This window comes from Paenibacillus sp. J22R160, from assembly GCF_059692135.1.
Window position 1 is genome coordinate 87,050 of sequence record NZ_JCAUAU010000002.1, and the last position, 21,755, is coordinate 108,804.

Here is a 21,755-nt window from a genome sequence, read left to right on the forward strand (position 1 = left end):
TTCAGTATGCCCAGAGGAAGGTAATTGAACGCAACATGAAGTAGGAGGTAACGTAATCCACCGAAGAGTATGTTTTAGACTAATAATCGTTTCGGAAAGGTGACACTTATGCAATTCGCAACTGTAAGCGGGCTGTGGTTCTCTTTGTCTATACCCTTCATTGTGCTGTTGTATATGTTGAAACGCCGATATATCGACACAGAGATATCCAGCCACCTGCTTTGGCGGCGCATACTCCGCGAGCAAGAAGCTAACCAACCGTGGCAGCGTCTCCGACGCCAATTACTGCTTCTGCTTCAGCTGCTAGCAGCCATCTTTCTTGTTTTAGCTTTGATGCAGCCTGTGATTCGGGGGCAGCAATCGGTGAAATCGCATGTCTTTTTTGTAGTTGACACGTCAGCAAGTATGGCGGCACTAACGAACGAAGGCTCAACAAGATTGGAGCAAGCTAAACATAGCATCCTATCCTATGTACAAGAGGAAGCTAAGAACCGTACGTATTCTCTTTTGGTCATTAAGGACCAGCCTGAGCTGATTTTGCAAAAGGAATCGAACGCTTCGGCGCTTCGAGATGCCTTGGATAAGATATCCCCTTTTTATGGAAAAACGAATATTCAGGAATCGTTGTCTTTGGTTTCCGCACTAACGCGTGAAGAATCCGATGGGGAAGTACGCATCTATACGGACAGGCAGTGGCCAGAGAAAGTGGAGGATATCGCATTTTCGGTACCCGTTCAGATCGTCAGTGCCCAGGAGAGTATTGAAACTACTCTACCCTCCGAAGAGGAGGCTGTCGTTAATGTGTCAATTTCCCAATTCGGAGTCAAAAACAGGGAGACGGAAGTCAGCGCTGTCGCCGTGCTGAAAAATTGGGGGACCGTGAGCACCGAGGTGGAAACAAAACTATTTGCGGATTCACAGGCAGTACGGACCGATAAGTTGCAGCTGAAGGCTGGCGAGCAAAAGTCGCTATTTATGGAAAAGCTGTCTCACGCCAATGTGTACAAGTTTCAATTAGAAACAAAGGATTCCTTGGAAGCTGACAATAGTAGCTATGCTTTTCCAGAGGGGACAGGGCGAACGCAAATCGCCTATGTAGGGGAAGGGAATCTTTTCTTGCAAAAAGCGCTCCTTTTGGCTAAGGCTGATGTCCTTCACGTTCAAAAAAGCGAGGACGGTACTTACCCGCCTCCAATAGGTTTGAAACCGGATCTCATCATCATAGATGGTGTGGATGAATCTGCCTTGAAGACAAGCAAATGGCAAGAGCTTCTAGCTTCTAAACCCATATGGCGGTTTGCATCATCTGGAGCGTCACGGACGGCTATAGCGCGCAAATCTCCTTTTTCAATCGAAGATCACCCTATCATGCGCTATATTCGTCTTCAGGATGTGAATGTTGCACAAGCACAGAGCCGAGCGATTCTGCCATGGGAGAAAGTAATCGTATCCACAGATGGCATTCCATTAATCTTGGCAGGTGTGGAAGAAGGCGCTGCAAGAGTATCGTTTAATTTTCCACTTGAACAATCAGATATGGCTCTTAGGTCTGAATTCCCTATTCTTGTGCAAAATGCCCTTGCTTGGTTAACTGAGCATCAGGGAGGTAATCTTGGCCGCGTCATAGCAGGGGAGCGGATTGATGTCAGCTTGCATCCCCAGGCAGTTCAAGCGGTATGGACAGCCGAAGGAGAAGCGGGAGCTAAAGAGCAGGCAGCAGATCTTAATGGAAAAGTATTGGCTTCAAGGCAATCCGTGCCGAAGCTCCCGGGATTGTACACGTTTAAAGAATTTGACGAGGCGGAACATGAGGTGAGTGCGCGCTTAATCGAAGTGGTAATGGATGCTAGAGAATCCAACGTGAACGCTGTAACGGACAATAAGCTCAGCATGAAACCAGAAACTGATCAGCAAGCTTTAATAAATAAAGAAAATGATCCTAGCTTAGGTTTGACTTCGTTAGTTCCTTGGGTTGTGATGATTTTACTTTTGCTGCTTGTGATGGAATGGGAGGTGTACCGGCGTGGGCATTCAGTTTAAACACTCCCTCGTCCTACTCTTGCTTTTGCTGCTGCCAGCTTACTTGTGGTGGATTTGGCGAACCCTCCACCGGCTGCAAGGGGCAAGAAAAAAGGTCGTTATTACGCTGCGTGCCGCTGTGCTGCTCCTTTTGATAATGGCGTTGGCGGGAGCTCAACTGTTTACTAGCTTCAATAACAAAAGCGTTGTATTCACGGTTGACCGCTCAGACAGCGTAAAGGAAGAAGCCAAAGAAGCGCAGTGGATACGGGACGCGGCAAAAGCTCGCGGATCCGCTCAAGACGAAGCCGGTGTCGTTTCATTAGCCCTGCAAGCTTCGATTGAGAAGCCGCTTGACACAAGAGGTATGGAAGGTTTTCAATTTACAACCCATTCGAACCCTCAATTCTCTAATGTAGCTTCAGGTTTACAACTAGCATCAAGCCTCCTTACGAAAGGGAATGCAGGGCGTGTCATCGTCATGTCGGACGGTGAAGAGAATGTGGGAGATATGCTTCGTCAAGGAAAGCTGCTCCGAGATCGTGGGATTCAGGTAGACGTTGTTCCTCTGGCTGGCAAGGAGCATAAAGATGCAGCAGTAGAAGCGGTTCGCGTTCCAGAAAAACTCTATCAAGCTGAAGCCTATACGATAGAGGTCGTTATTCGTTCCACGAGCTCAGGGCCTGCTCAATTGCGGATATATGAGGACAATCGAGAAATGTCTGTACAGTCTCTTGAGCTTACTAAGGGAGAGAATCGGTTTGCCCTTCAGTCACTTGCCAAAGAATCAGGCTTTCATCGCTATCGTGCTGAAGTGTATATGGAAGGTGATGAGCTTTCAGCCAATAACACGCACTACGCTTTCAGCAAGGTGCAAGGGCCTCCGAAAGTGCTTATTGTAGAGGGGAAAGCTGGCATTTCACAAAATGTGGAGGGAGCGCTGCAAGCTGCTCTGATACCTTATGAAACCATACAACCAGAGCTTTTATCCAATGATTTTGTGACTTATACCGGTTATGAAAGCATTATTCTCAATAATACTGCGGCGACTCAAATCCCTCAGCTCAAAATGGAAATGATCGAAGGTGCGGTCCGCGATTACGGTGTTGGCCTTGTCATGCTTGGAGGAGATAACAGCTACGGCTTAGGCGGGTATTTCAAAACGCCAATTGAGCGAGCGCTGCCGGTATACATGGATTTGCGAGGGAAGCGGGAAATTCCGTCACTGGGTATTGTGTTAGTCATGGACAAATCAGGCAGTATGTCCGGAGAGAAAATAAAGCTAGCACAAGAAGCCGCCTCACGAACGGTTGATCTTTTAAGGGAAAAAGATACCCTTGGGGTGCTAGGCTTCGATTCTTCACCAAATTGGTATGTAGAGCCTCAAAAGTTGAATGCGAAGTCGGAGGTCATTCAGAAAATCAATTCGATCCCTGCAGACGGGGGAACTGAAATTTATACCGCAGTGGTAGAAGCTTTTGCCAAATTATCGAAGGTGGATGCCCAGCGGAAGCATATCATTTTGCTCACAGACGGTCAATCTGCAACGACACAAAGTTATGAAGCATTAACCTCTGAGATGCAAAAGGAAAACATCACGATGTCGACGGTAGCGATTGGAACAGATGCGGATCAAGCTTTGTTAAGTAAACTTGCCGAGCTGTCCAAGGGCAGATATTACGCGGCGGTGGATCAAACGACGATTCCGGCTATTTTTAGCCGCGAAGCTGTTCTTATATCCCGAACTTATGTAGTTAATCAGCCTTTCGTGCCTGCTGTAACCGGCGGTTCAGATTGGGGAAGCTTGTGGGGCGGAGGTCTGCCGCAGCTCCAAGGCTACATCGCTGCAACACCGAAGGAGGCAGCTGAAGTGGTGCTGTCCAGTCCCGAGCCTGATCCCGTTTTGGCAAGGTGGCAGTATGGCTCAGGAAGGTCCGTAGCCTGGACTAGCGATGTTACCGGTGCGTGGTCCTCATCCTGGGTCACATGGTCATCTTTTGCGCCGATGCTTACCAGCATAATCAAATGGACTTTTCCGCAATTTCAATCCTCGCCACTGGAATTGAACGGCCATTTATCGGGCGATGAGTTGACGCTCCAGGCCAAGGTCGGCAACTCCGAACTTGATAGTTCAAGCGGGCAGGGAGAGCTTCGAGCTACCGTGACAGATGAAAATCTAGGCACGAAGGAGTTAACTTTCACGTCTACAGCTCCTGGCGATTATTCAGCACAGCTATCTGTGGATAAGTCTGGCGTATATCTAGCCAAAACCGAGCTCCTCGCCCGAGGCAGCGAGGGGGAGGCGCCAAGTCGCGTCATTGGCAGCTCGACGACCGGCATCGTGATCCCGTATTCTCCAGAATACCGGATCACGGACGGCTCTGGGCTCAGCAAGCTTCAGCAGCTGGCTGAGCTTACAGGCGGACGGATGCTCTCGCTAGAGCATCCGGAAGATGCCTTCGCCTTCGCTTCTGCATCGCAGAAGCGATACATCGCCATCAGCGAGTACCTGCTGATGGCTGCGCTTGCGCTGCTGCTGATGGACATCGCAGCGCGCCGCCTTGCACTGCCGCCCGGCTTGTGGGCCCGGGCGCTTCTACGGCGGGCCGCTCCTGCGGGCCCGCCCTCGGCGGAGACGCCGCTGGCGCGTCTCCGTGAACGCAAGCAGCTTGCGGAGCATAAGCTGCAGCGCGGTTCGGAGCGCCGGGCCGCAGGCGACGCTCCACCGGCCGCTCCGCGGCCCGTGCCGGAGCAGCCTGTTGCGGCTCCGGAGGCTCCGGCGGCTGGCGGAGCGCCGCCGGACAGCATGAGCCGTTTGCTGGAGGCCAAACGGCGCGGCGGTGGCCGCAAATAGCTTGCAGGCTAGTAATTTTGAGCAAGGTACGATAAACTACTTGTTGAATGGTGTCGAAAACGACATTGAATTGACAAGTGAAATAGGAGGGAATTCTTATGGCTAGAAATAGCTACTCCATCGGTATCCTGTTAATTGGCCTGGCCGTATTATTGCTTCTTGGGAAATTAGGCGTTATTCACTTTATTTTTTCCTTCTTCTGGCCTCTTGTTTTGCTTGCACCCGGACTGCTTTTTCACATCTTGTACTTTAACCGCACATGGCCGGCAGGTGTACTTGTTCCTGGAGGTATTTTGACGACGTATGGCTTGATGTTTTTTTTCTGCAATATATTTGGTTGGGGGTCTATGAGCTATCTCTGGCCTGGGTTTATTCTCGGCGTAGCCATTGGATTGTATGAACTCCATCTATTCGATCGGGGAAGCGACAGAGGGGTTTGGATTGGCGCACTAGTGCTTGGTATTATTTCAATCGTTCTTTTCGGGATCACGCTGCTTGTCAAATTAGGGATATATGTAATCGCTTTGATCCTTGTTGCAGCTGGGCTTCTTATGATTTTTCGCAGGAAAAATGTGTGGTAATCCATATGTGTTTTATGTAAAAGTTTGATGTTGCTTGTCAATTACCTTGCATAATGTCGAGAAACTGCGTATAATAAACATAAATGTCAAGCGTCGGCGCTTTTGTCCGACGCTTGTTTTATGAACAGAGACGAAAATTATAGGGTAGAGAGGGTTTGACATTCATGCAAGCAAGAGAAAAGATCCGCAATATTGCAATTATCGCTCACGTTGACCACGGCAAAACAACACTCGTAGATAAATTGCTTCAACAATCCGGTACATTCCGTGACAATGAAGCAATCCAAGAAAGAGCGATGGACTCAAACGATCTCGAAAGAGAACGCGGTATTACCATTCTTGCAAAAAATACAGCTATTAATTATAAAGATTACCTGATTAATATCGTAGATACTCCTGGACATGCCGACTTTGGCGGTGAAGTAGAGCGTATCATGAAGATGGTTGACGGCGTTTTGCTCGTTGTTGATGCCTTCGAAGGTACAATGCCGCAAACAAAGTTCGTTCTTCGTAAAGCCCTTGAAAGCAATCTTAAGCCCGTTGTTGTCGTTAACAAAATTGACCGTCCGAATGCTCGTCCAACTGAAGTTGTGGATGAAGTTCTCGACTTGTTCATTGAACTTGGTGCAACTGATGAACAGCTTGATTTCCACGTGGTTTACGCTTCCGCGTTACAAGGGACTTCCAGTCTTGAGGCTGATAAGCAAGATCAGAACATGGAAGCTATCTATGAAACGATCGTTCAGCATATTCCTGCTCCAACAGAAGATGTGGATCAACCGCTGCAATTCCTCGTTACACTGATGGATTATAACGAATACTTGGGTCGTATCGGCGTAGGCCGTGTGAACCGCGGTAAAATTCGTCAAGGCCAAACGGTTGCCGTTATGACACGCGAAGGCGGACAAAAGCAAGCAAGAATCGAGAAGCTTTTCGGTTTCACAGGCTTGAAACGTATTGAGATTGAAGAAGCAGCTGCAGGGGACATCATTGCAATTGCCGGTATCAAAGATATCAACATTGGTGAAACGGTAGCTGATCCAGCGAATCCGGAAGCTTTGCCAGTATTGAAAATCGATGAGCCTACACTTCAAATGACATTTGTCGTGAACAACTCACCTTTCGCAGGTCGCGAAGGTAAATGGGTGACTTCCCGTAAAATTCGTGAGCGTTTGTACAAAGAACTTGAAACAGACGTAAGTTTGCGCGTTGAAGATACTGACAGCCCTGATGCTTTCGTCGTATCTGGCCGCGGTGAGCTTCACTTAGGTATTTTGATTGAAAACATGCGCCGTGAAGGCTTTGAATTGCAAGTTTCCAAACCAGAAGTTATCATCCGTCAAGTTGACGGTCAAAAAATGGAGCCGATTGAGCGTTTGATCATCGACGTTCCAGAAGATAGCATGGGTTCCGTTATGGAGAGCTTAGGTTCACGTAAAGCGGAAATGGTTAATATGATCAACAACGGCAGCGGCAACGTTCGTCTTGAGTTCTTGATTCCAGCGCGTGGTTTGATTGGTTACAGAACGAACTTCTTAACGCTAACTCGCGGTTATGGGATTATGAACCATGCTTTCGATAGCTATGGTCCATACCAAGGAGCAAACGTTGGCGGACGTCATGAAGGCGTGCTTGTTTCCAGCGAAACTGGCGTTTCCACGCTGTACGGTATTCTTTCCGTAGAAGATCGCGGTATCCTTTTCGTTCACCCACAAACAGAAGTTTATGAAGGCATGATCGTTGGTGAGCATACGCGTGATAACGACATCATCGTGAACATCTGTAAAGAAAAAGCGGTAAACAACATCCGTTCCGCCAACAAAGAAGAAACAGTGAAAATGAAAACTCCTCGCGTTTACTCTTTGGAGCAAGCTCTTGAGTATTTGAACGATGATGAGTATTGCGAAATTACGCCAAAATCCGTTCGTATTCGTAAAAAGATCTTGAACAAAAGCGAACGTGAGCGTGCTGAGAAACAACGTAAAACAGCTGAAGCTAACGTCTAGTTCACAAAGTGTTCTTAATAGGGGAAATGTCAGCCGTCCGGCTGCATTTCCCTTTATTTATTTGCGCATTTGAGCGATAATGAATAAGTTGACTTTACTTTTTTTAGCGAAATGGAGTGTATGGTGTTGACAGCTTTGAACGAATGGTTTGGAAATCACATTTACATCACTTATTTGTTGATCTTTATATTCATGTCTTATGTGTATAACAAAGTTTTTCGCACTCGCAAATTACCAGTCCTTAAGACGGCCGTTGTTTACTTGCTTATGGCGATCGGTTCAATTATGCTGCTTGGTTTCCAGTTGGTAGGACTGCCGATTGTGCTTTGCTTGACTGTAGCGATAGCTCTCATGTTTCTAGTTCGGGTGCGTTATTTTATCGAAAAAAGAAGCGGAAGCAGTAGTCCGGAATGACGAGATACTGGCTAACTCCGATTGTGAATTACTCGCCATTAGTGCTTGGTGCTGACCGTCTAAATTGTACGCCGCTGATAACTTTGGAGTCGTTTCGAGAGTTGGCTAACGGGAGGCATCCCAGATTGCTTGCGATGTTTAAATCCAGCCTGCTGTTAAGCGACGACGAAGAGCTATGTGGTTCAGAACTTATAGATTTGGATTTAGAACAGCCTGAGGTAATCAGCTTTGATGGTAAGCCCTTTCATCTGTCGCATTGTGCAGAAGCCTTTCTTGATCGTCTGCTTACGCGAAAGGAAGCTATGGAGTTGGTCTCCTCTTTGCATGAATGTGATTTAGTTCATGAGCATAGCAGTTGGAGAAATCAATGGCTCCGTTGGTTGGAGTTAGGTTATGACGTTATATTACTTAGAGAGGATGGGCATTAAGATGAATCTCCAAGATACGTTTTTCAATTGGCTGCAGATGCACATTGTCAGTGAAGCTAGACCTAGCGATGAGGCTGCCAAGGAAACACTTGATTTCTTCGCAATGATGCTGCATGAAGACCATGGAGTCAGTCATATTGAACTGTTAGATGTAACAGATCCAATGAAAATTCACATTTCTTATGAACGCGAGGGGATCAAGAGCAGGCAGAGCTTCGATCGCGAATCCGCTGAGAAGTTGTTGGATGATATTAGTGCTAATCCCATTTACAATAATCAATAGCAGGAATTTTGGCGACATAACTTTTTTAATCCGACGTACAATAAGGTATATCTGGGTTAAAAAGGAGTGTTCGCATGACCTGAAAATAGATGCATAAAGGTGGAACGCTTGCCACCAGCTATGCTATACTGTTAGTGTAAGTAGCGTTTTCAACCACCTAGTAGGAGGCGCAAGCGATATGGCTGAACCCATCACAGCTTTACCGGAGCAATTGATTGAACGCGCCCCAATGATGACAACAGTTAAATATGAGAAAACTTTTGCATGCCGAGTATCCGTCAAGCCACCCGGCCAAGTTTTTGATGCGATAAAAAAAGCCTAGATCTGCTATGTGCAGTCAGGCTTTTTGTTATCTTTCCGCGAATTATGGATTTGGATTCCCGGCCTGGTTCGCGTCATTAGGTCCTGTATTGTCTTGGGGATTGCGTATATCACGCGGCAGCTGAGGCATAGCCCGGCCCATGATATCCGCCATTTGCTCAGCGAACCCGGTAATCGGCCTTCCTGCTTTTACGTTATCCCGAATGTTGCGCAGCCGTTGATCTAGATCAAGATCTGCTGTTACGATGGCATTCACACCGTACGGATCTTTCTTGAGTGCTTCTGCTACTGAATATTTGACGGTGCCGACTCTCGAGCGATCCATATCTTTTCTGAGGTTGATGCCAACGACAGCGGTATTGCCGAATACAACACAATGCGCACTTTCAACCTGTGGGATACTGGTGGCTAGGCTTTCCAAACGATCCGCAACAGCTTTAGAATCTTTTATTTCTTGCTTTTGCGGAGCAATTTGTTGCACCTTTACTTGTTTTTGATTTGTATCTTGAGAGGGGGCACCGCTTTTCGGCGCTTGACTACAGCCAACCGCGAGGGTCAGTACCAACGATAATACGCACAATAGTCTCACTTGAATCGATCCTTTCCTTGAATCTCGCGTTTAGTTTGTCCTGCACAGCTAGGTTGTATGTACGAAATATAACCAATGATCTGACGCCAAATCTGGGAGGGGACACACCAATGAAAAAAATTTACGTGTTAGATACCAATGTACTGCTTCAGGACCCTAATGCATTATTCGCGTTCGAAGATAATGAAGTAGTCATACCCGCCGTGGTGTTGGAGGAAATCGATTCTAAGAAACGAAATGCGGATGAAATAGGCCGAAATGCGAGACATGTCTCCCGATTACTCGATGGGTTAAGGACGAAGGGTACCTTATCTGACGGCATTAGCCTTGAACGAGGCGGTAGTATTAAAGTAGAGCTTAACCATCGAAGCTTTGCGAAACTACAAGATACTTTCTCAGAGTTAACCAATGATAACCGAATACTTGCCGTCGCGCTCAATTATCATTTGGAAGAGCAGGCCAATGATGTTCCGAGACCTGTTGTTATCGTTAGTAAAGATACGCTGGTGCGGATAAAAGCCGATGTGCTTGGCATTCCTGCGCAGGACTATTTAACCGATCGCATAGTAGCTCAGACTGATATGTACACTGGCTGCATCACCTTATATGTTCATCCGTCTGTGATTGATGAATTTTACTCATACCGGTTTTTAACCGTGACATCATTGAATTTGAGTTATATGCTTCATCCGCATGAGTTCGTTATTTTACGGGATGAGCTGGGTTCTTCTAAATCAGCTCTGCTGAAAGTAACGACGGATGCCAAAAAACTTGAGCCGCTCTTTATGAGTAACGATCCCATCTGGGGAATTGCCGCGCGAAATGCGCAGCAGCGCATGGCTCTTGAGCTTTTGCTCAATGACGATATCCCGCTCGTCACCCTCACAGGGAAAGCGGGTACGGGTAAGACGCTATTAACGCTAGCTGCGGGACTTATGAAAATTGAAGATGACCGCAAATACAAGAAGCTGCTGATTGCTCGACCAGTTGTTCCGATGGGCAAGGATATTGGTTATTTGCCTGGTGAAAAAGAGGAGAAGCTGCGTCCATGGATGCAGCCGATCTATGATAATCTCGAGTATTTATTCGATACGAAGAAACCGGGAGATATTGAGAAGGTACTGGCTGGTCTCGGCAGCATTCAAGTCGAAGCTCTTACTTACATCCGTGGACGTTCCATCCCTGGACAATTCATCATAATCGATGAAGCTCAAAACTTATCCAAGCACGAGATCAAAACGATCGTATCCCGTGTAGGCGAAGGCAGTAAAATTGTTTTACTAGGTGACCCTGACCAAATTGATCATCCTTACCTGGATGCTTCAAGCAACGGTTTAACCTATGTGGTCGAACGATTTAAGCAAGAGGGCATCAGCGGTCATATTACGCTGGAGCGTGGCGAACGTTCACATTTGGCCCAGTTAGCGGCCGATTTGCTCTAAAACAAGTAAAACCCCTTCTCCCGGATATCCTGGGAAGAGGGGTTTTTACTTGTTCTAGGCTAATACTTCAATGCGGCACCGATAAGCCTTGGCAATACCTTGCATAAGCTCTTCGAGCTGGCGATCGACAACATAAACATCACGCCCATGATCCTTGTATAGCGCGAGAAGATGTTCTTCAATTTGAAGCGATGCTTGATCAACTTCTGTTTGCTTGCTATCCTCCGTGAATCGGAAGGAGACAACGAGTTTCTCGTACAAGTAGTTATTTTCACCTTCGCTCGTAAATCCATAATCACTGAAAAGATCTGTTAACTCGGCGTCTAATGGCAGCAATAGCAATGCCATTTGATCCGTATTCACGTTAAGTCCCGCCATAACCTCAATAACGGCAAATTTCTCAGCCTCCGAGCTGACAATTAACATTTCGTTGTCTTGATCGAATATGTTTGCTTTGCCTGCCAGTGCTTTTTCAATCTGGGCATAAAAACCGCCTAACTTGCCATCAGGTACATCCATTAAAAGTCCAATTTTTGCTTCCATTGTACATCCTCGCTTTATTTATTGATCCATAGCTAGTTTACAGGGATAATTTGAGTTTCACAACTGCGATGCCGTTTTTCGTTTCTACGCTGACGACATCCAGGTAACTGACGATTTTTTTCGGTACAAAGCCGAGTTGGAACTCCTTTGTAAAATCTTCAATCGTCGTATCGGGCAGCTGGAAGCCATTGAATTCAAGCTTATCCACGGCAAAACGAACCTCATTCATGTCGGGATTTTCCTTCAACAAGAACCGACCTTCGATCGTGATCTGTATTTGATCCTTTTGACCCTTGGCGATGATGGAACCGTCAGTGAATTGAAAATTCAAATTTTGCAGCGACTCATTTTTGCCATGCAGATAGGCGTTGAAATCTGTATCACTGATCGTAATAACGGGATTTTTAATGGAAGATAGGTCCATGAATTTACTTTCTTGCGTTACATATTGCGGAAGCTCCCGGAACGCCGCGGACAAGTTTTTCAAATACTCACGGAATAAAGGGATGCCCTCTGATTTCCACTGATCATTCAAACTCTTAATTTGTGTTTCGATGACCGAGGCTTGAGCGCTGACAGCGAGTTGTTTGTCCAACTCTTCTTGGAGCTTTACGAGTCTTTCCCGCTGTTCAAGATATTTATCTTTCGTCTTTTGCAACTCGACACGTGATGTTTCCAATTCACTTTTTAAGCTTTTCAATTTGTTAAACGATTCTGTAAAAGCTGCTAACGCGCGATGATCGTTGGAAATGATCATTTGCAAGTACTCGAACATCCGTAAAGCATCGGCAAAAGAACTAACGGAAAACAGCAGCATCCAAATTGAATCTCTGTCTCCTGTATAATAAGCCCTCATCACATTACCGGCGTGTTTTCGTGTACTGTCAACATGACTGTTTTGCTTCGTGATATCTTGTTCATTTTGCTTGATTTGCAGGACGATCTTGGCGTCTTGCTCATTAAGTCGGCTTACTTCTTTATCGATTTCAAAAATGGTAAGTCCTTTCTGGACGAGTTCCTTGGCTTCGTCGACTCCTGGCTTATTCTCTTCGGCTAGCACAGTTTGGAGCGGAAGCGTAAGTTGTATCATCAGCAGCATGGACATTATCATAGTTAACAATTTATATGTCATTGAACGCATTCTCCCCCTATGAACAGATTATCATATTTCTATTAATTGGAGCACAAAAAAATACTTACCTCCGGGGACGAAGTAAGTATTTCCTATCGTGTCTTATTTTTTGGCAGGTGCTATAAGCTTCAGGATATCATCAAAGCTTTTGACATTCTTCGGTACTTCCTTCGTCAAAGCAGTCGCTTGATTGATAGCGTCATACGTTTGGTGAAGGACGATATGATTCTCTTGAGGCTTGCCATCGACGGTCATTAGAAAAACGACATCGATGGATTGGTCTCGAATAAAGCCGCTGTTGTCAATTGCGACGACCATTTTGCTTGGAGCTTTCAGCTGAATAGCAGCAGGCTGCGATTTTTTTAGCTGATCTGCTTTGTCGGCGGTTAAGAAGCCGTTATTTTGAAGAGTTCCGATAAACTCAGGTAACTTCGTTTGAAATACAGTATTGATGTCTTTCTCATTTTTGCTTGTAAGCTCAACACTAATGGATTTGGCCGATGATCCGTCTTTCAGTTTGACAGGCTCCTTGGCTTCTTTGTACCATTTTGGATCAATGCCGCTAAATACTAGATTGCCTAGTGAGGTGGAAAGCTGGGAAGTGTTTTTCAACGTATCCAACGTTAAAGGACTCTTGCCCGTTTGGCTTATTTGCTGCAAATCAATCGCGTAGTACTCGTCTGGAGTCTTATTTAATGCTGGCATATTAAAATACATTTTGCTATCTTTAATGAGAATTGGAATCTCGAAAGAGGTCGTAGAGCCCTTAGGGGTTACTTTCAAATCTGTTTGGAATTGGAGCGGTTCTACATTGCTGATACCTTTCCAATCAATCGTACTGTCTTTGACCAAAGTTAAAAGGCCATTCGTTAAAGGGTTTGATGTTTTCAATAAGCCTTCACTGATGGCGAGCGTTGTGCTTCCCTCAAATGTGTAAGACTTCATTTCCTTCTGTTTACTGAGAGATTGTTCTAAGGCTTCTTTTACTTTAGTGTTGTCTGTACAGGCTGTCAACGATAGCAGGCTGATTGCTGTTACCGCTGTAAGGGTTATCCACTTCTTTGACATGCGCGTTTTGTCTCTCCTTCCATGATCCTTTTCATTATAATGGTTTCCTGCTGCTTTGTCTTTAAGTAAAGAAATGGAGATGGTTTCAATTGGATTTTAAACTCGGACATCCGGAAGTGGTTTCAACCATCATTCAAGCCATTCATTCCGCAGAAAAAAAAGCGATTTCGTTCCGCGACTATATGGAATTATGTCTTTATAGCGAGCCTTATGGCTACTATCGAAATGAGAGCCTTAAGATCGGGAAAGAAGGCGATTTCTATACCAGTTCTTCCATCGGATCTGTCATGGGTGAAATGATAGCATCCTTAATCGGAGATGAGCTTCAGAGGCGGGAACTTCTTGCATTAGAATCGCTACATCTCGTTGAGTGGGGCGGGGGGAATGGTCGAATGGCCATGCACCTCCTGGATGAATTAAAAATAAATATCCCGGCACTTTACGATCGTGTAACCTATACGATAATTGAAACTAGCGCTTTTCATCGCGGACTTCAGCGTACTGCTCTGAAAGAGCACGAACAGCTTCTTCGGTTTACAAGTGAACAGGAATGGTTGGATGAGGAACCTCAAGAGCATATGTTTATTTTTGCGAATGAGCTGTTGGATGCTTTTCCGGTTCATCGAGTTCGCTATATAGACGGGGCTTACCAAGAATCTTATGTTACACGGCAGGAACAAGATCGGATGTTTAGTGAAATTTGGCTGCCTATCAGGTCCAAGCCTCTATTAGACACCATAAACCGGTTAAAGGTTCAATGGCTAGATGGTCAAATCGGAGAGCTAAATCTTGAAAGTGAGGCGTGGATTTCTCGAGTATCTAAGCGGATGACGAGTGGGAGTTGCCTGATTATTGACTATGGTGATGTTGAACAAGAATTGTACGCCGCCCATAGACACTTGGGCACATTGATGTGCTATCGTAAGCATCAGGCGCACGATAATCCATGGATTTATCAAGGAGAGCAAGATCTGACGTCCCATGTAAACTTTACTGCGCTGGAAGCAGCCGCGAGGCAAAATGGTTTTGCAGGTTGCCGGCTACAAACACAAAGGGAGTTTCTTGTGGACTGTGGTATTTTGGACAAATTACAAAGTCATTACGATCCCAATCCCTTTAGCGATGTTTCTAAGCGCAATAGGGCTATAAGGCAACTGCTCCTTAGCGACCAAATGAGTGAACTGTTCAAGGTGCTTATTGCGAGGAAATGAAAAAAGGTGAACCAATGGATACCATTGGCTCACCTTTTTGTTTGTTGTTTGTCTCGGTACTAAACAGACATTTTGAAAAATGACCAGTACGTAAAACCACTGAAGGAAATAATCATATATCCCCAGAACAACAATATGTAAGTTCGTTCTGACAAGCGCATATAGCCTAGAATGACGAATACAGCTGTTTGGAAAAAGAAAATCAGAGACATAGGTATCATATCGCCGGCTAAACTCATCAGTGCGATAACAAGTGTCCAAAAACCTAGAACCCGAAACATGCGATCCATTCTCGTTACATCCCCCTCTCGTACCACGTTGCACTTTAACTACAACACATTATACCTTTTGAACTGAGTAGTGTAAACCGTCAAACGGTGACGAAATTGCAAACATTTCATCATATAGATGTAGTATGCCTTTTTATCGGATTCCCATGTATGAGTGTCAAAAAATTTGGCAATACCATTTAGTATCAAATAGATTCTATGAACTCTAGTACGGGCATAGAAATAGTAATAATGGCACGAATCAATTTATACACGGGTACTCACGAATTGATTCTTCTTTATTCATACTGAAAGATGGCCCATCGAATCAGGGGTTCACCTCTTTCAGTTCGTTGCATCTGTACATTATGTTAGGAGGTTTAACCTTATGTCGGCTATAAGACAAGATGCTTGGAGCGATGAAGACGATTTAATCTTAGCGGAAGTGACTTTGCGTCACATTAGAGAGGGAAGCACGCAATTATCTGCGTTTGAAGAAGTCGGGGAACGCATTGGACGTACGGCTGCTGCGTGTGGATTTCGATGGAACAGCTTTGTGAGGAAAAAATATGAGGCAGCCATCCAAATTGCGAAAGCGCAGCGCCAAAAAAGAACGCAGCTTAAGAAACATGCTGCTGTATCCATCTCAGGATCATCTTCCATTGGTCTGTTGGATGCTCCGGAATTGTCAACGGGTAAAACGGAAGCATTTACAGAAGAAACGTTATCTATTGATGCAGTGATCAGGTTCTTGAGACAATGGAGAAACACGTACCAAGACATGAATCGTCATATCAAAAACTTGGAAAAAGAACTGCAGGACAAAGAAGACGAACTAGATAGACTGGGCAGAGAAAATCATAAGCTGAATAAACAAGTGAACGAAGTTGAAACGGATTATCGGGTTGTTAATGATGATTACAAAGCGCTAATTCAAATTATGGACCGTGCGCGGAAGATGGCCTTTCTGGTGGAAGAAGAGGAAGAAGAGAAGCCGCGTTTCAAGATGGATGCGAATGGGAATTTAGAAAGAGTAGAGTGAACTAGCCTTCTGCTCCAATGAAAGAAAAGCTTCAGATCAAGGAGGATCCTTGGACTGAGGCTTTTTTGTTGTATAATGATGACGAAAGCTATGAGCGGAGGTACTAGAATGCGAATCATGATAATCGGAGCAGGCTCTTTGGGGCTTTTATTTGCTGCAAAGCTGTCCTCTTTTTGTGAACATATGACCGTAATTGCAAGAACGAAAGAACAAGCCGAACAACTTGCTCAGGAAGGCATAATGCTAGGTGGTACGACCAAGCGTCATAGGACAACTCGCGGTGGTTTCATAGAATTTAGCTATTACCGAGAAGACAAGGAGTCTTTGAACAGTGGGACTAGTTCTGAGCAGCCTTTAGATTATATATTTCTTATGGTTAAGCAGCCTGCTATTACGAAAGAACTTGCGCAATATATAGATTCTCGATGTTCAAAGAGCACTTATATAGTTAGCTTCCAAAATGGAATTGGACATGAGGCTGTCTTAAATGAAGGGCACAGAGAGAATAAGCTGTTACTTGCTGTGACGACAGAAGGAGCTAGACGAGAAAGCCTCACGGAGGTCTCTCACACGGGTCATGGGGTAACTTACATAGGTGCATCTGAGCTTGCAAATCTTGATCATAAAAATTCTACGCACTTTTTGTTAGTAAACTTGCTGGAGAAGGCAGGATTTCAGACAATGATGTCGAAGAACATGGAGGTAAGAATTTGGAGTAAATTGATTATTAATGCTGTGATTAATCCGCTTACAGCTATTTTGCGTGTGAAAAATGGAGAACTGCTGGTATCAGCTTGGACGAAAGAACTGATGCTAGACCTTTACCGGGAGGCTTGTTCAGTGGCTGAGGCCAAAGACATCAAGCTGCCAGATGAGTTGTGGCAAACCATTGTAACTGTTTGTGAAGCTACAAGTAGGAATCATTCATCTATGCTCCAAGACATCGAACAGTCCAGGACCACTGAAATAGACCGAATAAACGGAAGCTTATTACAGATGGCCGAAGCACTGAGACTCGATCTTCCTACACATCGCACTGTGTACCGATTAGTGAAAGCACTAGAATAATTAGGTGGTTGAAGATGATGGATGTATTGATGAATTGGATTTCCACACTTTATGCAGTCCTGGCAGTTGCACCGTTTATAACTTTTGTTTTATTATGGTTTCTAGTGTTTTTCTTTCTTCGCGATAAGAAGATGACGACTAGACTGACAATGGATGTTACGACCTTTTTTCTCCTTGGTTCAGTTTCATTGATGTGGAATCAATTATTTCATACAAACTTTGGGTTCTGGATGATCACCCTTGTGTTACTTATCGCTTTTGGAATTATTGGCGGTTATCAAACGCATTTGAAAGGTAAAACGGATTTGTTAAGAGTAAGCAGAGTGGTATGGAGGCTTAGCTTTTTAGGGCTTTCGACGCTTTACATTTTGCTTTTTTTCGTTCATATTGGCAAAAATTATATATTTTCGACATAAAATAAAGTCTCTTTTGTTGAAATTACACGAAAAAAGAGACTTTTCTGCTTGTCATTGTAATATTTATTTGAGATTTGTAGAAAATAACAATGAAAATCGTGTAGATTTTATTGACCGATGGTTGTATAATTAGAATCCGGAAGACACTATAAATTCCGTTGTTTCTAACTTTTATTCTTACAAAGGTAAATTAAGTCTGGACAAAGCGTGGTTATATGTTATAATTCCTTGCGTAGAGTCTAGTAATTTTTTTTACCAGAGGTTCACGTAAGATATTATGACATGTCTGAAGCGGTTTCATTTATTTTCGGGTGCATGGTGTGAGATTGATGTTAAGAAAACTATCAAAATACACCTAACCATAGATATTCTAGACATACATAATTTTAGAGGAGGCGTTTTATGAAAGCGACAAAGTGGGTTACAACAGCAGTAGCATTAACGCTTATGGGTAGTGTAGCAATTGGTTGCGCGAAAAGTGAGGAAACTCCTTCTGCATCCCCATCCGGAGATACAAAAGGTACTACGGCACCAGCTTCCAACAAACCGCAAGAAATTAAAATTAACTTTACTGCAGAGCCGCCGGTAATGGATAGCTCCAAAGCAACAGCAAATGCTGCTTTTACATTCATTAGCGCATTTAACGAAGGTCTTTATCGTACAGACAAAGACGGCAAAGCAGTTGCTGGTCTTGCTAAAGATATGCCGAAAATCTCTTCGGATGGTTTGACTTACACAATCGACATTCGTGATAACGCGAACTGGTCTGATGGTCAACCGGTTAAAGCGCAAGATTTCGTTTATTCTTTCAAACGTACATTAGATCCTGCTACAAAAGGGCAATATAGTTTCGTAGTAGCTTGGATTAAAGGTGGAGAAGCTGTTACTAAAGCTAAAACTCCTGAAGAAGTTAAAAAAGCTCAAGATGCTCTTGGAGTAAAAGCAATTAGCGACAAGCAACTTCAAATCACTCTTGAGAAACCAGTTACTTTCTTTACACAAATGCTTGCGTTCGGAACTTTCTTGCCACAACGTGAAGATTTCGTAACAAAAGCTGGCGATAAATACGGCGCAGAAGCTGACAAAGTTATCGGTGCAGGTCCATTCATCCTTAGCAAATGGGATCACGGCCAAACACTTGAGCTTGTTAAAAATGATAAATACTGGGATGCTGCTAACGTGAAAATCACGAAAGCAACAATTAACATTGTAAAAGATTCCAACACAGGTCTTAACCTGTATGAAACTGACGCTGCTGATTTGACTGAAATCAACCGCGATCAATTGAAACTTTACGCTGGTAAGCCAGACAATCTGCCTAAACCAGAGTTGACTAACTCCTACTTGATGTACCAAACGAAAAAAGTTCCAGCCTTGGCTAACAAGAAAATCCGTCAAGCACTAGGTATGGCAATCGATCGTCAAGCTTACGTAGATACAGTTCTTGCTAACGGTTCCGTGCCTTCAACAGGTCTAGTACCTGGTGGTACTTCTGACGGTGCAGGCGGCGACTTCCGTAAATCTGCTGGCGACACTCAACCGAAATTCGATGCAGCTAAAGCAAAACAATTGCTTGCTGAAGGTTTGAAAGAAGCTGGCTTGACAGCTCTTCCAAAAATGAAAGTGAATGCAGATGATACTGAAACTGCGAAAAAATCACTTGAGTTCATCCTTGCACAATGGAAACAAAATCTTGGATACGAAGCAGAAGCGAACCCAGTACCACACGCACTGCGCATCGAATTGTCTTCCAAACATGACTTCGATATCGTTCTTTCCCTATGGGGCGCTGATTACAACGATCCAATGACATTCTTGGATATGTGGGTAACTGGTGGAGAGTTTGACGAAGGTGATTACAGCAACCCAGAGTATGACAAACTAGTTAAAGCTGCTCAAGCGGAAGTTGATCCTTCCAAACGTGCGAAGTCATTGGTTGAAGCTGAGAAAATCCTGATGGATGATCAAGGTGTAGCTCCACTTTACTTCCGTACTCGCGCTTATTTGAAAAAGCCAAGTATCGATGGATTGATTCTTCCTTCCTTCGGTCAAGAGTGGGAATTGAAATGGGCTTCTGTTAAGTAATTATTGAAATATAAAGTTTTGAATCTAAGGAAGGGGCCGTTCGCACCTCGTGGGAGCGGCCTCTTCTAAATTTCTTAGAGCTTTAAATTATTAAAGGAGGAGCAATATGGTCAAGTTCATTCTTCGCCGTTTCTTATACGCGCTTATCACGTTATGGCTGATCGCATCATTTACATTCGTATTGATGAAAAACTTACCAGGGAATCCACTAGGAGAAGGCGCTGAAAAGATTCCTAAAGCTACGAGAGATATGCTGCTGAAGCAATACGGATTAGATAAGCCGTTATGGGAACAGTATTTGACATTCATGAACAATATCATCCATGGCGATCTAGGAGCTTCCTTTCAATTCCCTGCCCACAAGGTTACAGATATTATCAGACAAGCCTTCCCATCTTCCTTGGAGCTTGGTTTGATCTCAATCGCAATTGCGATTATTGCTGGTCTAACTTTAGGGATTATTGCGGCGCTTAAACATAACAAAGCAGGCGACTACACCGCTATGTTTATCGCAATTTTGGGTGTTTCCATCCCATCATTCGTTCTAGGTCCATTGCTTTCGTACTATGTTGGTGTTAAATGGGGTATTCTTCCAGCAGGTTTGTGGAAAGGGCCAAGCTATCGTGTTTTACCGGCCATCGCACTCTCTTTCGGAACCATTGCCATTTTGGCTCGCTTGATGCGTACATCGATGTTAGATGTTCTGAATCAAGATTACATTAAAACGGCTAAATCCAAAGGTTTATCCAACATTACGGTTGTTGTGAAACATACAATTCGAAATGCGATCTTACCGGTTATCACCATTATCGGCCCAATATTTGTAAACGTTATTACAGGTACCCTTGTCGTTGAACAAATTTTCTCAGTGCCAGGTTTGGGTAAACATTTCGTTTCATCGGTTTATTCGAACGATTACACCATGATTTCTGGATTGACGATTTTCTATTCGGCCATTCTTATTTTGGTAATCTTTATCACAGACATTGTGTATGGTTTTGTAGACCCTAGAATTCGTCTTGGGAAAGGCGGGAAATAATTCATGCAAACTCCGAATAACGCAACAGAGACTAGCTACAAGTTTGCTCCCGTTGCAAAAGAAACATTAACTGGCGAAAGAATCGTAAGACCTTCGCTTAATTATTGGCAGGACGCTTGGAGACGACTTAAGAAAAATAGACTGGCTATGGCTGGCTTAATTATATTGGTTGCTTTAATCGTACTAGCGATTATCGTTCCATTTGTTTCAAGCTACGATTATCAGACGCAGGATCTTAAAATAAAAAATATATCTCCTAACGCCCAACATTGGTTCGGGACAGATGACTTTGGTCGTGATGTCTGGACACGTGTATGGTGGGGAACTCGTATCTCGTTATTCATCGGGATTGTAGCCGCGTTAATTGACTTAGTTGTTGGTGTTATCTATGGTGGTATTTCTGCTTATTACGGCGGAAAAGTGGATGAAGTGATGCAACGTGCTATTGAAATCGTTTATGCGATTCCTTTCTTGTTGATCGCGATCCTACTCATCATGGTTATTGGATCTGGTATTCCTTCTATTATTTTGGCTATGGCCATAACGGGTTGGGTTCCAATGGCTCGTTTGGTACGTGGTCAAATGCTCACGCTCAAAGAACAAGAATTCGTACTTGCTTCTCGTACACTTGGCGCATCGCCAATGAGAATCATTATGCGCAGCTTGATTCCGAATGCGCTTGGGATCATCATCGTACAAATTACATTCGTAGTTCCATCTGCGATTTTTACCGAAGCATTCTTAAGCTTTATCGGTCTAGGTGTAAAGCCGCCGCTGGCATCGCTTGGTAACTTGTTGTCTGACGGCGCCAACTATATTCGGTTATATCCGCATCGCCTCATTTTCCCGACAATCATTTTCAGCTTAATCTTGTTAAGCTTCAATTTGCTCGGCGATGGGCTTCGTGATGCGCTTGATCCAAAAATGCGCAAGTAAGAAGGGGTG

The 21,755-nt window shown here is 44.4% G+C and carries 21 protein-coding genes; 16 read left to right on the forward strand and 5 right to left on the reverse strand.

Translation table 11 applies throughout. The annotated features are described in order from the left end of the window. Positions 1 to 108: 108 nt before the first annotated feature. The 8 genes from AC58UW_RS03780 to AC58UW_RS03815 all read left to right on the forward strand — a co-directional run bounded on the left by AC58UW_RS03780 (position 109) and on the right by AC58UW_RS03815 (position 8,907). On the forward strand, positions 109 to 2,040 hold the full coding sequence (locus AC58UW_RS03780) for a vWA domain-containing protein (protein WP_497419980.1): 1,932 nt from the start codon (positions 109 to 111) through the stop codon (positions 2,038 to 2,040). After that, positions 2,024 to 4,873: a VWA domain-containing protein gene (locus tag AC58UW_RS03785; RefSeq protein WP_497419393.1), complete on the forward strand. Its 2,850-nt coding sequence runs from the start codon at positions 2,024 to 2,026 to the stop codon at positions 4,871 to 4,873. Before AC58UW_RS03780 ends, AC58UW_RS03785 begins: the two co-directional genes overlap by 17 nt. Positions 4,874 to 4,971: 98 nt before the next feature. Next, positions 4,972 to 5,454 carry a LiaF transmembrane domain-containing protein gene (locus AC58UW_RS03790; RefSeq protein WP_497419394.1) on the forward strand — a complete coding sequence of 161 codons (483 nt, stop codon included), beginning with the start codon at positions 4,972 to 4,974 and terminating at the stop codon, positions 5,452 to 5,454. A gap of 164 nt (positions 5,455 to 5,618) precedes the next feature. Further along, positions 5,619 to 7,460, forward strand: a complete 1,842-nt coding sequence (typA, locus tag AC58UW_RS03795) for a translational GTPase TypA (protein ID WP_497419395.1) — start codon at positions 5,619 to 5,621, stop codon at positions 7,458 to 7,460. Between the two features lie 135 nt (positions 7,461 to 7,595). Then, positions 7,596 to 7,874, forward strand: a complete 279-nt coding sequence (locus AC58UW_RS03800) for a YlaH-like family protein (RefSeq protein WP_497419981.1) — start codon at positions 7,596 to 7,598, stop codon at positions 7,872 to 7,874. After that, positions 7,871 to 8,302: a hypothetical protein gene (locus AC58UW_RS03805; RefSeq protein ID WP_497419396.1), complete on the forward strand. Its 432-nt coding sequence runs from the start codon at positions 7,871 to 7,873 to the stop codon at positions 8,300 to 8,302. The genes AC58UW_RS03800 and AC58UW_RS03805 overlap by 4 nt, the downstream gene beginning before the upstream one ends. 1 nt (position 8,303) lies before the next feature. Then, positions 8,304 to 8,585, forward strand: a complete 282-nt coding sequence (locus tag AC58UW_RS03810; RefSeq protein ID WP_497419397.1) for a hypothetical protein — start codon at positions 8,304 to 8,306, stop codon at positions 8,583 to 8,585. A 178-nt stretch (positions 8,586 to 8,763) separates the two neighbouring features. After that, positions 8,764 to 8,907 carry a hypothetical protein gene (locus AC58UW_RS03815; protein WP_497419398.1) on the forward strand — a complete coding sequence of 48 codons (144 nt, stop codon included), beginning with the start codon at positions 8,764 to 8,766 and terminating at the stop codon, positions 8,905 to 8,907. A gap of 42 nt (positions 8,908 to 8,949) precedes the next feature. Here the strand turns inward: AC58UW_RS03815 and AC58UW_RS03820 are convergent, their stop codons facing one another. Continuing rightward, a complete protein-coding gene (locus AC58UW_RS03820; RefSeq protein WP_497419399.1) occupies positions 8,950 to 9,495 on the reverse strand; it encodes a YhcN/YlaJ family sporulation lipoprotein in 546 nt (181 codons plus the stop codon). Between the two features lie 110 nt (positions 9,496 to 9,605). Here AC58UW_RS03820 and AC58UW_RS03825 point away from each other — a divergent pair, with 110 nt between their 5' ends. Beyond that, entirely contained in the window at positions 9,606 to 10,937 is a 1,332-nt protein-coding gene (locus tag AC58UW_RS03825) for a PhoH family protein (protein WP_497419400.1), read from the forward strand. Between the two features lie 54 nt (positions 10,938 to 10,991). On the opposite strand, the gene AC58UW_RS03830 is transcribed toward AC58UW_RS03825, so the two are convergent. The 3 genes from AC58UW_RS03830 to AC58UW_RS03840 form a co-directional block, all read right to left on the reverse strand. Beyond that, positions 10,992 to 11,480, reverse strand: coding sequence for a hypothetical protein (locus AC58UW_RS03830; protein WP_497419401.1), 489 nt, complete (start codon positions 11,478 to 11,480; stop codon positions 10,992 to 10,994). Positions 11,481 to 11,517: 37 nt separating this feature from the next. Beyond that, a complete protein-coding gene (locus AC58UW_RS03835; RefSeq protein WP_497419402.1) occupies positions 11,518 to 12,591 on the reverse strand; it encodes a coiled-coil domain-containing protein in 1,074 nt (357 codons plus the stop codon). Positions 12,592 to 12,714: 123 nt separating this feature from the next. Further along, positions 12,715 to 13,680, reverse strand: coding sequence for a hypothetical protein (locus tag AC58UW_RS03840; RefSeq protein ID WP_497419403.1), 966 nt, complete (start codon positions 13,678 to 13,680; stop codon positions 12,715 to 12,717). 89 nt (positions 13,681 to 13,769) lie between these two features. On the opposite strand from AC58UW_RS03840, the gene AC58UW_RS03845 reads away from it, so the two are divergent. Beyond that, a complete protein-coding gene (locus AC58UW_RS03845; RefSeq protein WP_497419404.1) occupies positions 13,770 to 14,891 on the forward strand; it encodes a class I SAM-dependent methyltransferase in 1,122 nt (373 codons plus the stop codon). Positions 14,892 to 14,950: 59 nt separating this feature from the next. Here AC58UW_RS03845 and AC58UW_RS03850 read toward each other — a convergent pair whose 3' ends face one another. Next, on the reverse strand, positions 14,951 to 15,181 hold the full coding sequence (locus AC58UW_RS03850; protein WP_029196536.1) for a DUF2626 domain-containing protein: 231 nt from the start codon (positions 15,179 to 15,181) through the stop codon (positions 14,951 to 14,953). 367 nt (positions 15,182 to 15,548) lie between these two features. On the opposite strand from AC58UW_RS03850, the gene AC58UW_RS03855 reads away from it, so the two are divergent. The 6 genes from AC58UW_RS03855 to AC58UW_RS03880 all read left to right on the forward strand — a co-directional run bounded on the left by AC58UW_RS03855 (position 15,549) and on the right by AC58UW_RS03880 (position 21,746). Next, positions 15,549 to 16,202: an RsfA family transcriptional regulator gene (locus AC58UW_RS03855; RefSeq protein WP_497419405.1), complete on the forward strand. Its 654-nt coding sequence runs from the start codon at positions 15,549 to 15,551 to the stop codon at positions 16,200 to 16,202. A gap of 108 nt (positions 16,203 to 16,310) precedes the next feature. Further along, entirely contained in the window at positions 16,311 to 17,270 is a 960-nt protein-coding gene (locus AC58UW_RS03860; RefSeq protein ID WP_497419406.1) for a ketopantoate reductase family protein, read from the forward strand. A 17-nt stretch (positions 17,271 to 17,287) separates the two neighbouring features. Continuing rightward, a complete protein-coding gene (locus AC58UW_RS03865) occupies positions 17,288 to 17,686 on the forward strand; it encodes a DUF3397 domain-containing protein (RefSeq protein WP_497419407.1) in 399 nt (132 codons plus the stop codon). Positions 17,687 to 18,088: 402 nt separating this feature from the next. Beyond that, the gene (locus AC58UW_RS03870; protein WP_497419408.1) at positions 18,089 to 19,771 is read left to right on the forward strand and encodes a peptide ABC transporter substrate-binding protein; all 1,683 of its coding nucleotides are present in this window, start codon (positions 18,089 to 18,091) and stop codon (positions 19,769 to 19,771) included. Positions 19,772 to 19,877: 106 nt separating this feature from the next. Then, a complete protein-coding gene (locus AC58UW_RS03875) occupies positions 19,878 to 20,810 on the forward strand; it encodes an ABC transporter permease (protein ID WP_497419409.1) in 933 nt (310 codons plus the stop codon). A gap of 3 nt (positions 20,811 to 20,813) precedes the next feature. Then, positions 20,814 to 21,746 (forward strand): ABC transporter permease, encoded by a 933-nt coding sequence (locus AC58UW_RS03880; RefSeq protein WP_497419410.1) that lies wholly within the window; start codon positions 20,814 to 20,816, stop codon positions 21,744 to 21,746. Positions 21,747 to 21,755: the final 9 nt, after the last annotated feature.